General features: G+C 45.4%; 12 protein-coding genes. 5 read left to right on the forward strand and 7 right to left on the reverse strand.

Annotated features, from left to right (window positions below; translation table 11 throughout):
* Positions 1 to 227 precede the first annotated feature (227 nt).
* The 7 genes from L5M11_RS10370 to lptD all read right to left on the reverse strand — a co-directional run bounded on the left by L5M11_RS10370 (position 228) and on the right by lptD (position 9281).
* Complete coding sequence (locus tag L5M11_RS10370) at positions 228 to 2249, reverse strand: methyl-accepting chemotaxis protein (RefSeq protein WP_263192038.1); 2022 nt, start codon at positions 2247 to 2249, stop codon at positions 228 to 230.
* A 97-nt stretch (positions 2250 to 2346) separates the two neighbouring features.
* Positions 2347 to 3171: a symmetrical bis(5'-nucleosyl)-tetraphosphatase gene (locus L5M11_RS10375; RefSeq protein ID WP_263192039.1), complete on the reverse strand. Its 825-nt coding sequence runs from the start codon at positions 3169 to 3171 to the stop codon at positions 2347 to 2349.
* A 21-nt stretch (positions 3172 to 3192) separates the two neighbouring features.
* Positions 3193 to 3573 (reverse strand): Co2+/Mg2+ efflux protein ApaG, encoded by a 381-nt coding sequence (apaG, locus tag L5M11_RS10380; protein ID WP_028761528.1) that lies wholly within the window; start codon positions 3571 to 3573, stop codon positions 3193 to 3195.
* A gap of 48 nt (positions 3574 to 3621) precedes the next feature.
* Positions 3622 to 4428 carry a 16S rRNA (adenine(1518)-N(6)/adenine(1519)-N(6))-dimethyltransferase RsmA gene (gene rsmA / locus L5M11_RS10385; RefSeq protein WP_263192041.1) on the reverse strand — a complete coding sequence of 269 codons (807 nt, stop codon included), beginning with the start codon at positions 4426 to 4428 and terminating at the stop codon, positions 3622 to 3624.
* Between the two features lie 15 nt (positions 4429 to 4443).
* Entirely contained in the window at positions 4444 to 5430 is a 987-nt protein-coding gene (gene pdxA / locus L5M11_RS10390) for a 4-hydroxythreonine-4-phosphate dehydrogenase PdxA (RefSeq protein ID WP_105249994.1), read from the reverse strand.
* A 6-nt stretch (positions 5431 to 5436) separates the two neighbouring features.
* Positions 5437 to 6741, reverse strand: a complete 1305-nt coding sequence (surA, locus tag L5M11_RS10395; protein ID WP_105249993.1) for a peptidylprolyl isomerase SurA — start codon at positions 6739 to 6741, stop codon at positions 5437 to 5439.
* A gap of 242 nt (positions 6742 to 6983) precedes the next feature.
* The gene (gene lptD, locus L5M11_RS10400; RefSeq protein WP_173246378.1) at positions 6984 to 9281 is read right to left on the reverse strand and encodes an LPS assembly protein LptD; all 2298 of its coding nucleotides are present in this window, start codon (positions 9279 to 9281) and stop codon (positions 6984 to 6986) included.
* A gap of 159 nt (positions 9282 to 9440) precedes the next feature.
* Here lptD and L5M11_RS10405 point away from each other — a divergent pair, with 159 nt between their 5' ends.
* From L5M11_RS10405 to L5M11_RS10425, 5 genes are all read left to right on the forward strand, one after another.
* Complete coding sequence (locus L5M11_RS10405) at positions 9441 to 10484, forward strand: aminoglycoside phosphotransferase family protein (RefSeq protein ID WP_263192043.1); 1044 nt, start codon at positions 9441 to 9443, stop codon at positions 10482 to 10484.
* Positions 10481 to 11158 carry an N-acetylmuramate alpha-1-phosphate uridylyltransferase MurU gene (gene murU / locus L5M11_RS10410; protein WP_263192044.1) on the forward strand — a complete coding sequence of 226 codons (678 nt, stop codon included), beginning with the start codon at positions 10481 to 10483 and terminating at the stop codon, positions 11156 to 11158. The genes L5M11_RS10405 and murU overlap by 4 nt, the downstream gene beginning before the upstream one ends.
* A 69-nt stretch (positions 11159 to 11227) precedes the next feature.
* On the forward strand, positions 11228 to 12016 hold the full coding sequence (gene djlA / locus L5M11_RS10415) for a co-chaperone DjlA (RefSeq protein WP_263192045.1): 789 nt from the start codon (positions 11228 to 11230) through the stop codon (positions 12014 to 12016).
* A gap of 41 nt (positions 12017 to 12057) precedes the next feature.
* Positions 12058 to 12690 (forward strand): outer membrane beta-barrel protein, encoded by a 633-nt coding sequence (locus tag L5M11_RS10420; RefSeq protein ID WP_028761520.1) that lies wholly within the window; start codon positions 12058 to 12060, stop codon positions 12688 to 12690.
* 35 nt (positions 12691 to 12725) lie between these two features.
* Complete coding sequence (locus tag L5M11_RS10425) at positions 12726 to 13679, forward strand: D-2-hydroxyacid dehydrogenase (RefSeq protein WP_263192047.1); 954 nt, start codon at positions 12726 to 12728, stop codon at positions 13677 to 13679.
* The last annotated feature ends 58 nt before the right edge of the window (positions 13680 to 13737 follow it).

Here is a 13737-nt window from a genome sequence, read left to right on the forward strand (position 1 = left end):
CTCTATTTGCAGCTTAGTTATATTAGGCGACGAGTATTAAGCGCTTTGCATTAAACATCTTGCCTTGAATCAGAAAAAATGCCGAAATTAAGTTCGGCATTTTTTATGGCCCTAATTTGCACTAAGTCGATCAGACCGAGTGATTGGTATGATAGGGAAAGTAAATTTGGCCCAAAAGAAAGGGCCGCTAAGCGACCCTTGGTTTAGAGGATTTTAATCATTAAAATTTAGACTCTAAATTCGCCGACTGAAGCTTGAAGCTCTTCGGCTAGTTTGGCGACTTGATGGCTAGACTGAGCCGTTTGATCTGCGCCGATAGCGGTTTCTTCCGAAATGGCTGCAATATGCTCTAGTTTTTCAGACACTTGCTGGCTGACTAAATTCTGCTCTTGAGCAGCATGGGCGATATGAGTGCCTGAGTCATAGGCCTTATGCACTGATTGGCTAATTGTTTCGAGGGCAATGTTGGCTTGCTCAGTTTTTTCAACGCAGGCATTGGCCTGAGCGCGTCCCATATCCATGGCGGCAACGGCTTGTTCTGCACCTTGCTGCAACACTTCAATCATCTGTTGGATCTCTCGGGTCGATACCTGAGTGCGTGAGGCTAAGCTACGGACTTCATCGGCAACTACTGCAAAACCACGACCTTGTTCGCCGGCTCTAGCTGCTTCAATGGCGGCGTTAAGGGCGAGTAGGTTAGTCTGCTCTGCAATGCCGCGGATCACATCCAAGATTGAGCCAATTGAGGCGCTGTCCGACTGCACTTTATTGATCACAACGCCTGCCTTGGCGACTTCATCGGCTAAAGCCAAAATAGTCAGTTTGTTCTCTTGCGCAATGGCACGCATGTGCTGAGTTTCTTGATCAGCCTGTTTGATTTGCTCAAGGGCTTGATTGGCACTTAAAGACACCTGCTGAGCACTAGAGCTAAGTTCAGTTGTCGCAGTAGCCACTTGGTCAACTTGGCTTTTTTGTTCTTGTATGCCTGAGGTGGTTTGCGCTGTGATTGCTGATGTTTGTTCGGCTGCCGCGGCAAGTTGATTTGACCTATCTAAAATACCTATGATTAAACTGCGTAAGCTATCGACGAGACGATTACAGTTTTTTGCTAGTTCGGCAAATTCATCGTGTCCAGAGTCATCTAGTTTATGGGTAAGGTTACCTGAGGCTAAGACGTTCAGGGCATTGTTCACTTGGCTGAGTGAGCGTTTTAACGGATTCACCACAGCAAAACTCACAATCACAGCGACAATGATTGCTATTAACACGACAATCATGGTTTGTATGCTGGCAGAGTCAATCTTGGCTATGGTGTCATTGCTCATGTTCGCGGCAACAAGTTCGATGTTATCGCTGACATCATTCATGTTGGAATTGATGACTTTCACATCTTTTTCGATAATGCCTAGTTTTATCACAGCTTCTTTGGAGTGGGAGAGCTGACTCGATTTTAGCAGCAACATAGATTGAGGACCGGTGACGAGCGCTAATACTTTTTCGATATCTTTAGTGACCGAGCTTAAGGTATCCGCTTCGACGATACCTTGACCGTGACGATTCACATATTCAAGTTTGTTCTTGGTTTCGCTGATAATGTAGTCAAGTTCCTTTGAGATCAGTTCATGCTTACTGTCTTCGTCATTCGTTACTAAATCTGCAATAGTGGTGATGATATTTCCGAGACTAGTATCAATCGCGCTGGCTGATGCAGCAAGACTCTGCTCATCGGGATTCTGACTGCTTTCTAAATCAACAATATCGAGCAGTTCCGATGAGGCATCATCGGCGGCATTTTCGAGCTTTTTCTTTAGTTCAACTAGCTGTTCTTGCTTGCTCAATGAGGCCTCACGTTCGGCGATCATGGCAATACTATCTCGCTCAAAGGTGGCAAAGCTGCCGCTTAATTGGGCAATTAAAGAAGATAGATTCTGCTGGCTCTTGACTAACTGAGTGAGGGTGGCAATTTCGTTTTTGAACTGAGTCCCATGGTCTTCGAACACTTTACGAATATTCGGGATATTTGCCGATCTAGGGGTGTTATAGGCAATGAGGATTTGTCTTTGTTGCTCACTCAATGCTTCACTAAGATGGTTTGTCGATTTCAGCGCGGGCAAGCTTAATTCTTGCATCATAGCAGAGCTAGCTTTTAGGCTATTGTTGGTTAAATAAGATGTAAATCCTAGCAACACGAGTAAAAGTGTGACAATACCAAATCCGCCAATCACTCTGGTGGCTACATTAAATTTCATAGGATACTCCGATTTTTATTATATTTTTCCAAATGAAAACAGGGTGATATTCAGGGTTAGGCGGTTCAGTCTGTTATCGACTTTAAGCTGTTTTAGTTTAACTCTTTTTTAACTTTTTTTGCGTAATTTTTTGGTCTTTTTCAAGATGCCATAAGGTTAAGTGCTCACCCCAGCAACAGCCTGTATCTAAAGCCTTTAATTTAGTATCGTCGACTTTGCCCATTAGCGCAGCCCAATGGCCAAATACTAAGGTATGACTTTGGCGCAGCGGCGAAGCAAACTCAAACCAAGGTTTGAGTTGTGGATTAGTACAGTTTTCAGGAGGTTGTTTGCAATCAAAATCAAGTCGGCCATCGACATAAAGATAGCGCATGCGTGTTAATGCATTGATGCAATAACGTAAGCGCTCTATGCCAATTGCACTTGGATCCCATTGCTCGGCGGTATCTGAATACATTTGGCTTATTAATGTCTCAAGATAATCATCGTGCTTGAGCGCGCGACTGACGAGTGCGGATTCTTCTCTTAATACCTCCAGCGACCACTTAGGTGGTACACCCGCATGACTCATAATGAGTTGGTGTTCAGGTAATTCACGCATAAGAGGTTGTTGTCTCAGCCAGTCAATTGAGGCTGAGATATCGGGGGATTCTAGAATTTCAGTGAGATTATCGCTGGGCTTAGCGCGTTTGAGCTTACCGTGTAATGCCATTAGATGGAGATCGTGGTTACCTAAAACCGTTTTAGCGGAATCACCTAAGGAGCGAAAAAACCGTAGCGTAGCTAAGGAGTCAGGTCCACGTGCAACAAGATCACCTACAGCCCAGAGTTCATCGCGGGAAGGATTAAAATCGACCTTAGCGAGTAATTTTTGTAACTCAGCGAAACAGCCTTGAATATCACCAACAAAATAATGCGCCACAGTACCCCTTTCCTAACGATATTAATGTAGTAAGCCTGGGGTCGCTAAACGGAAGGGACGGATTGTCGCCTGGAAACGCTCACCCGATTCGCTGACCATACCATAAGTGCCGTGCATTATGCCAAGTGGCGTATCGAGCACAGTACCACTGGTGTATTGATAGGCAGTATTCGGCGCTATGGTTGGTGTTTCACCGACAACACCGGCACCTTGGACTTCACTGGTGTTGCCATTGGCATCAGTGATTATCCAGTGACGAGTTTCAAGTTTAGCCGCTTGCTCACCTAAATTGATGATAGTGATGGTGTAACTGAAGAGGTACTTTTCATCCTCGGGCGAGGACTGCTGCTCTATATACTCAGTTTTGACTTCGACCCGAATGGAGGTGTCCAATGCGCTCATTCTAGTTCCTAGGCTCTGGTCTAAGGGCACCTAAGTACCCTGACATATTTATGCTTTCTTATCGCAAACCATGTTAGCCATAGCAACATACTGCTGCACGCTAATCTGTTCTGGGCGTTGACTTGAGTCAATCCCTAACTGCTCGAACTCATTGTCAGATAACATGTGTTTTAAGTTATTACGCAGAGTCTTACGACGCATGTTGAATGCGGTAGTACAAAGGTGGCGTAGTACGGTCACATCTTTACAAGGGAACGGCTTTACGGCGTATGGCAATAAGCGTACGACTGCTGAGTCCACTTTAGGCGCAGGGGTAAAGCTGTGGGGCGGTACTTCGAGAACCGGAACCACTTGGCAGAAGTATTGTGCCATGACCGTTAAACGGCCATAGGCTTTACAGCCTGGGCTTGCCGATAAACGCAGTACCACTTCTTTTTGTAGCATAAAGTGCATGGTTTCAATCTGTTCGGCAAACTCGAACAGGTGGAACATCAGCGGCGTTGAAATATTGTAAGGTAAGTTACCGAATACTTTCATTTTTTTGCCAGGCACACTCAGTTGGCCAAAATCAAACTGCAGTGCATCACCTTGGTGAATAGTCAGTTTATTTTTAAGGACTGGGTGTTGATGTAAGCGTTCAACCAGATCGCGGTCGAGTTCGACGACAGTCAGATTGTCCACAGCATCGGCTACAGGTTCAGTTAAGGCACCAAGGCCAGGGCCGATTTCGACCATCACATGGTGATTATCGGGTGCAATTGCACCCACAATGCGGTCAATCACATTGCCGTCGGTAAGGAAGTTTTGTCCGAAACGCTTTCTGGCCGTGTGGCCTAAATGTACTTTGTTGCTCATTAATAATGTAATCGTTTAGTTCTTTGAGGATAACTCAATGGCTTTATTCAGAGCACAGACAAAACTGCCAATATCGGCCTTGCCTGTACCCGCGAGATCGAGCGCCGTACCGTGGTCAACCGAGGTACGAATATAAGGTAAACCTAAGGTGATGTTTACCGATTTGCCAAATCCTTGTGACTTGAGAACGGGAAGTCCTTGGTCATGGTACATGGCCAAGACGACATCGGCGTCCTGTAAATATTTAGGTTGGAACAGAGTATCGGCCGGTAATGGGCCGACAATATTCATCTGGAACTCTTCTCGCAACTCGTTGAGTGCAGGAATAATCACGTCGATTTCTTCACGCCCTAAATGGCCGTCTTCACCTGCGTGTGGATTGAGACCACAGACATAAATTTTCGGTGAAACTATGCCAAATTTGCTGATGAGATCGGCATGTAGAATCTTGATAATATGCTGTAAGCGTTGGCGTGTTATGGCTTTTGCAACATAGGCCAGAGGAATATGGGTGGTCACGAGTGCCACTTGCAAACCCGGCGTTGCCAGCATCATCACTACATCGGGGCAATTTGCTTGATGGGCAAAAAACTCAGTATGGCCACTAAAGGAAATACCTGCTTGATTGATAATGCCTTTATGCACTGGGCCTGTCACGACAGCATCAAACTCGCCGCTCATGTTTTTTTCGCCCGCATAACGCAAGGTTTCAACTACATAAGTGCTGTTTTGCTCATCGAGCTGACCACAAATCGATTCGCTCACTAACTTAAAGGGCGCTATGGTTAATGTGCCCGCTTCTTGCGGTTTAGGAGCTTGATTTGGCTGGTAAGGGCGGAAAGTCACTTGCAAACCGAGTCGTTTCGCGCGGCTCGCAAGTAATTCTGGATCCGCACAAACGACTAACTCAGCAGGCCAAGCCTGCTGAGCGAGTTGTACGACTAAATCGGGGCCAATACCTGCGGGTTCGCCTGGGGTAACGGCAATACGTTTAGTGCTCAATTAGAATTAACCTCGATTGGTCTCTGGCTGGAAGATTTCAATGTATGCGTCTGAACGCATTTCGTCTAGCCAGTTTTGCAGTTCTTCGTTAAATTTGCGACGGAAGATCAACTGGTGCGCACGGTTGCTATTGAACTGATCTGTGGCGTCGGTTTTTCTGCGTTCTTCTAATTGAGTGATATGCCAACCGTGAGTCGTACGGAATGGCTCACTAATTTGGTCATTTTTCAAACTATTGAGCGTTTGAGCAAACTCAGGTACGTAAATGCTTGGTTCTGCCCAACCTAATTCACCACCTTTTGTGGCCGAACCAGGATCTTCTGAGTACTGACGCGCTAGGTCTTCAAACTTAGCTTCACCTGAGCGGATTTGTTTCAGGAATTGCTCAAGCATGGCTTTAGCGCGGTCTTCTGACAGGATCGGCGATGGCTTGAGCAAAATGTGGCGCGCTCTAACTTCTTCAATTTCTTTGGTTTGTAGGCCGCGAGCATCCATGATCTTAATAATATGGAAACCTGCACCACTCTTAATCGGGCCGATAATGTCACCCATTTTCGCACCGTTAATCACTTCGGCGAACAGAGTTGGCATTTCGTTGATGTTCATATAATCCCAAATACCGCCTTCGAGTGCCTTAGGACCTGAAGAAGAAGCGATAGCGGTACGACGGAAATCCTCACCACTCTTCAAACGTTCTAATACGATATTGGCGCGTTTGCTTGATGCTTCGAGTTGTTCACTGGTGGGGTTATTAGGCACGTCAATCAGGATATGGCCAATTTGGTATTCCACATCTTTCATCCCTTGTTCTTGGATGAGTTTGACTAGGCTAGTAATTTCCTGTGGTGATACTTGAATACGGCGTTGTACTTGAATACGTTGAATTTCACCTAGAGTGATTTCTTCGCGCAATTGTTCGCGGTATTGGCTGAAACTTAAACCTTCGCTTTCAATTTTTTGTTGCATCTGCGCGACAGACATTTTTTGTTCACGCGCGATGTTTTCAATCGCTTGGTCTAGTTGTAAGTCACCAATATTCAGCCCTATACGACTGGCCATTTGCAATTGTAGGCGAGTTAAGATTAAACGCTCAATCACCTGAGTGCGCAGGGCACTGTCAGAAGGTAACGATTGGTTTGCTGCTTTGGCATTCGCTTTAACAGTGTCAATCATGTTAGTGATTTCACTTTCGAGCACTATGCCGTCGTTAATTTGGACTGCAACGCGGTCGAGCGGCTGGGGTGCGGCCAATGTAGGTTGGCTGATCGCGAGTGCAAATAAAGCAAAAATCAGATGTTTACTGGGTTTCATCCACAAAATCCTTGGCACGTTCTAAGGTCAGGTTCGACGGCTTAATTGAAATAACTTTACCATTTATATCGAAATTACAGTGAGTTGCCCTAATGTAATTTTTTGGCGACGCATTTGAGTGCAAGGTTAGACCTTAAGATCCGCTTTTATTCGCTTTAGCAAAAGGTGAACGGTAAAGCACTCATTAATCTGTTTGGACTCTGAGTCCTTGTTGAGGTTCAGCAATCTATCACAATTCTTTGCTAATTCCTCAGATAAAGCGGTTTTCTGTAGTTAAACAGGCCGTCATTGAGCATATCGGATACGCCTAATGGGCCAGAACCACCGAGTCCCTTAATGATTAAGTTCAGGTAGACACCACTATCAAACTGCTCACGAGGATCAATTGTGGCAGAACCTATATTGTCGTCATAGTTGGTTTTAATGCGGTAATGATAACTAAGTCTTACTGCGTAACAGCATGATTCGTACTGGATACCTGTGTAAGTTTCAATACTGCGACTTTCGTTAAGGTCATAATACCAATTACCAACAAAGTAGAGGTCATCACTGATTGGCCAAGCGCCACGAACGCCCGCTTGGGAGATGTTCACTGTATCATTGGTATTTGAGTTCAATAAATCTGGGACATAGCGATAGCTAAATTGCAGCAATTTATTCGCTTCAGGTCTGAAATCTAAGGTGACTTCGGATTTTTTATTGTCACTGGTGTTGGTATCGTACTGAATCGCAGCCCCCATATACCAATCATGGGACAAGCGGGTATCTAACTCTGCAGCAAGTACTGAAGTTGATTGATTAGACTCAAAAATACTGTCTTCGTAACCGACTTTACTGTCTTGCAGGTAAAAAATTTGTCCTAGGCTGAATTTAGTGGCTTCTTGGTTGTGACTATCAAACAGGCGTGTGGTAACTCCTAGAGTGACTTGATTTGCATCGGAAATCCGATCCAGACCCGAGAAGCGACGATCACGGAATAGACCAAAGTAGTCGTCCTGTAATTGAGCCGTATCATAAATGCCTATGTTGCGTTGGTCTTCGTAGCCGACATAAAGATATTGAAATTGTGGCTCGAGCGTTTGGCGGTAGTTTTGATCGAAAAGCTCAGTAAAACGTTCGAAGTTGATTTGACCATTAATCCGTACCTGCGGGATGGTGCGATTCACTGTGTCGTCAACAACTATGTCTGGATCTTCGTTATGCTGCCAATAATTGGTCTGCATCAACTTAACTTGACTGGTGAGCGAGCCTGAAGGCCCATGTATTGGCAGAGTTACGCTTGGTGACATGTACAAACGAGTCGCCGTATTAACATTGTTGTCCTGATGGGCAAAATTCGTTAGCTCCGAATTGAAACCAAAATCTAAATTGTTCCAAAAATCAGCAGCGCGATAGTTAAAGTTAACCTGAGGCATGACTTGATATGGTTTTTCATCCTCACCCAGTACTTTAATATCTTGTACTCGGGTGCTTAGATCCCAGTTACTTTCGAAGTAGCTGATTTCACCTATGCGTGATAACTGGTTATCGGTTGCACGGTTAACATCTGACTTTAAGTCATTGAAATAATTGTTATCTGATACATCGGTAAAATTCGCTAATACGCGCCAATTTTTGTCGATCGCCCCTTGATGCTGCCAGTTATATAAGTAGCGATTCGGGCTACCATCGATCAATTTGTCATTGCCTAGATATTCTAAATTGACTCGGCCATTTTGGGCCTCACCCGCCAGATAACCAAACTCTGTTTTAGTGAATAAACCACGGTTTGACATATAGCTAGGTGTAAATGTTAAATCGTACTCTGGGGCAATATTCCAATAATAGGGTGCGGAAATTTCGACACCATCAGTAGTGCTAGTGCTAAAACTAGGGTAGAGAAAGCCAGATTTACGTTTGTCTGAAACGGGGACTGTCATGTAGGGAATATAGAATACAGGTACACCGCCAATTCTTAGTTTGGCATTCCAAATTTCGCCCCATTCTTCTTCACTGTTGATCTTGATCTTTTCGGCCTCGAGTAGCCAAGACACATTGTCAGGAGGGCAAGTAGTGAAGTTGGTATTCGTTAAAATTAAATTGTTATTGATAGTAATTTGCAGTTTTTCGGCATCACCGTGAACTTGTTGGCCATGGATCCAATATTGTGCGCCTTTAAGGGTGGCACGGTTTGTCCGCATTTGAGCTTGTAAGGATTCGGCTGTAACGGTGAAGTTACTGTCTTGAAAGACTAAATTACCATTGGCATCAAACTGTTCAGTAGCTTGATCTAAAATCGCCTCATCGGCTGCTATGTGCCTATCGCCTTGGCTAAAAACCACATCGCCACGGAAAATCGCCTGCTTCCCCATTTCGGCATTGGTGTTATCAGACGCAATACGTATTTTGTTGAGTTCAGCCGCACTCATCCCTTGGGTTTGAGATACGATACGGGGTACTGGCGGTTCGATTAAGCATTGGGATGCCGAAGCGGTTAGAGAGTCGTCTGCCAGGACTAATTGCGGTAACAGGCTCAGGGCCAGAAGGTATCGGATCTGCATCTTTAGGTCAGTAATTATGATTTCTTATTCTGGACAAGTATGGATGGGGAAAGTTGCAATTGACAAACGCAACATCGCTTAATAAATCTCTCAATTTCTTAGCTGTTTCCAAATTCTATGCCAGCTATAATAAAGCAATTTTTCTTTAAGAGCCATGAAATGACTTTATCCGATCCGAGATTTCTTTCCCTTAATCAGTGGCTGAATGCTTATTTTTCCTGTGAGGTGATGCCTGTGTTGATTTCCGGAGACGCAAGTTTTAGGCGTTACTTTCGGATTTCGATGCCCGATGCCACCTTTATCGCCGCCGATTCACCGCCTCAGTTAGTGCCTATCGCCCCCTTTATTGCACTGTCGAATGCTTATTCAGCCGTGGGACTGACAGTTCCAAAAGTAATCCACGCCGATGCCGATTTGGGTTTTATGTTGATGAGTGATTTGGGCGATACCCAACTCTTATCTGTATTGACGGTACAAAATGTGGAACGGTTTTACCGTCAGGCGCTCGATTTATTACCGCAAGTGGCCGCTGTGATTGAGTGCAAAAATCTTGATAGCGGTTTAGTTCAGGCATTACCTAACTACGATGAAGCCTTTGTGCGCCGTGAATTACACATTTTTACTGAGTGGCTGTTAGGAACACATCTTAATTTGTCTTTGGACGCGGCAGAGTTGCAATTGCTGAATGATACTTTTGATCGCCTCGTCGGCAATGCGCTATCTCAGCCTAGTGTGGGAATGCATAGGGATTTCCATAGCCGTAATCTTATGCTGCAAGCGGACAAGCTGTGCGTGATTGATTTTCAGGATGCTGTCGTTGGTCCCGTGACTTACGATGCGGTATCACTACTACGCGATTGTTATATTCGTTGGCCACAGCCGTTAGTCGCAGACTTGATGCGGTATCATTATCAGCAAGCATTAGCGCTTAGTTTTATTCCCGCACAGACTCCTTTTGAGCAATATCAAACTTGGTTTGATCTCATGGGCTTACAGCGCCACATTAAGGCGGTGGGGATTTTTGCACGATTAAACTATCGCGATAGTAAACCTGCTTATATGGCGGATATTCCACTGACATTAACGTATATTGTCGACATATCGCTGCAGTATCCCGAACTCGTGCCATTTGCACACTGGTTAACTCGTCGTGTGTTACCTGCGTTTAGTGTGAGTCAGTCTTCATCTGAGGTTAAGCAATGAAAGCCATGATCTTGGCCGCTGGACGAGGGGAAAGGTTACGGCCGTTAACGGATAGTTTGCCTAAACCTATGGTGCCAGTGTTAGGTAAGCCGCTGATTGTTTATCATATTGAAAAACTTGCCGCGATAGGCATAGTCGATATCGTCATCAACCATGCTTGGCTAGGGCATAAGTTAGTTGAAGCACTGGGCGATGGCAGCACTTTTGGGGTGCACATTCGGTATAGCGCCGAAGAGAGTGCGTTAGAAACCGGCGGCGGCATTAAACGCGCTTTGCCTTTATTGTGTGAGGACGGAAGCGACGAACCTTTTTTAGTGATTAATGGAGATGTGTTTATTGATGCATTACCGCCAATCACGCAACTGGCTGCGGATAGGCTCGCTCACTTATGGTTAGTGCCTAATCCTGAGCAGCATCCAAATGGCGATTTTGCTTTGAATGGTCATCAAGTGCAGGAACGTGGCGATGTTAAGTACACGTTTTCGGGCATGGGCATTTATCACCCTGCGCTATTTCATGACACGCCGCAGGGCGCCTTTGCACTGGGTCCGTTGTTGAGATCGCAAATGGCTCAAAACAGAGTTAGTGGTGCCTTGTTTAATGGATTTTGGTGTGATGTCGGTACCATTGCACGATTGCAAGCGCTTGAACTAAGGTTACAAAGTAACAAGTAAATTTCGGTGCTGGCATATCCATAGGATTAAGCTAGTGCATCAAATACATAATAGAAATCAGGAAATAAGATGCGGCTTTGGGGTAAGTTTTTTGGATTTGTCATTGGCTTTATGTTCGGCCGTATTTTTGGTGCACTGCTAGGTTTGTGGCTCGGTCATCTTTACGATAAGCGTGCAGCATCGGGCGTGGGTTTTCGACAGGTTCTAGGGCAGGCTAAGAATCGCCAAACCATTTTCTTTAATACCACATTTGCAGTAATGGGGCATGTGGCGAAAGCATCAGGACATGTTACCGAAACCGATATTCGCATTGCGACCTTATTAATGGATCAAATGCGTTTAACGGGGGAAGCCCGTAAAGAGGCGCAACAGGCATTTCGTGAGGGTAAATCGGCGGATTTTGATCTACGTAGCAGCTTACAAGCTTTCCGTGTTATTACGATGGGACGCAAAGAGTTAGTGCAGATGTTCATCGAAATCCAGATCCAAACGGCACTGTCTGATGGTGAATTGGATCCTGCTGAGCACGCTATCTTGATGACGATTGCTCAAGAGTTAGGTTATGGTCGAGCGCAGTTAGATGAATTACTTAAACGCTGGCAGGCGGAGTTTCGTTTCCATCAAACGTCGAGTGGCAATAAAACATCGATTACTGATGCCTACAGTTTACTTGGCATTACGAACGAAGCTAGCGACCAAGAAGTTAAACGGGCTTACCGTAAATTGATGAATGAACATCATCCCGATAAGTTAGTGGCGAAAGGGTTACCACCGGAAATGATGGAGCTCGCTAATCGTAAGGCTCAGGATATTCAAGCAGCCTATGACAGAGTCAAGTCTGAGCGCGGTATGCGTTAGCCTTGATAAAATTGGTTTTTGTAAAAGATAAGGAATTCATTATGAAAAACACTTACCGTTTGTTGCTGTTGGCGAGTTTGTTACCTGTGGCTATGTCTACGCAGGCCGAGGTGTTTATCGCTCCTTTTGGTGGTTATAGTCTGGGGGGCGGTCAATTTGATGTGAATCAATATGAGGTCAACACAGATCAAACGGGTGATAAGGCCGATGTGAAGGTTGAGGAGTCGAGTCATTACGGTTTGATGGTGGGTATTGGCACCAATGATCCCGGTAATATTTATCTTTTATATAGTCATCAAGCCTCTGAACTAAAAAGTGGCGGCTTGTTTACGCCAGACTTTCTTACCTCGTTAGATTTAGATTATATTCACTTGGGTGGCACTTTATATTTCCCCCGTGGCGATATCCAGCCCTATGTCACCGCCAGCGCGGGGATCACCCGCATGCTGCCTAGCGGTTGGTCGAGCGAAACGCGTTTCTCCATGGGGATTGGTGGCGGGGTAGAGTATCAAGTGACGCCACACTTTGGCCTGTTTGCGGATATTCGGGGTTATGCGACTTTTATCAACAGTGACACTTCGCTGTTTTGCAATGAAGATGAATGCCTATGGCATATTACGTCGGATGTGATGTGGCAGGCTCAGGCTAACCTTGGGCTCAAAGTCAGTTTTTAGATTTAACGCATCGTCTTAAAAGGAGATTTAGTGGCATGAAAATAGTCGTACTTGATGGTGAAACCTTAAATCCTGGCGATCTCAGCTGGCAATCCTTAAATGAATTAGGCGAGTTTGCGTGTTTTTCCCGCACAAGTGGCGCTGATATTGTCGCGCGAGCCCAAGGTGCTGAAGTCATTCTCACCAATAAAACGCCCTTGAATGCAAAGACGCTAGCGCAACTTCCTAGTCTCAAATACATAGGCGTATTGGCCACGGGCACGAACGTTGTCGATATCGCGGCAGCTAAAGCGCAAGGTATAGTGGTCACTAATGTGCCCGCTTATGCGCCTGATGCCGTTGCGCAAATGGTGTTTGCCCATATTCTGCATCACACCCAAGCCGTGGCCGCCCATCATCAAGCTGTGGTCGATGGCCAGTGGGTGAACTGCCAAGATTTTTGTTTTACTTTAATGCCGTTGCAATCTTTAAAAGGCAAGACTTTAGGCTTAATAGGTTATGGCGATATCGGTCAGCAGGTGGGAACGCTTGCCCTCGCATTCGGGATGAAAGTTCTTGTCAATACTCGTTCAATCATCAAGGATTTACCCCAAGGCGTGACGTGGGCGCAACGTGATACTGTGCTTAGCGAATCAGATATTATTTCGCTCCATTGTCCGCTTACTCCAGAAACTGAGCAATTTATCAATCAACAAACCCTCGCCTTGATGAAGCCTAATGCGCTGCTGATTAATACAGCGCGCGGTGGATTAATTGATGAAGCCGCGCTTGCTGCTGCGCTGGCTCAAGGCAAGTTATTTGCCGGCGTGGATGTGTTATCGACCGAGCCGCCCACTGCAGATAATCCCTTACTGCATGCGCCTAATATCAGCATCAGCCCGCATAATGCGTGGGCGACGAAGGAAGCAAGACAAAGTCTACTCAATATCGCAGTGGCGAATGTGCACGGTTATTTACAGGGTGAAGTGATTAACTGCGTGAACAAGTAAAGCGGTATGCGTCTTTCTCTCTTTTCATCATGTCGATGTTGAGAGAGAAAGACGTAAA

The organism is Shewanella sp. SM87 (assembly GCF_025653705.1).
GTDB lineage: Bacteria > Pseudomonadota > Gammaproteobacteria > Enterobacterales > Shewanellaceae > Shewanella > Shewanella oncorhynchi.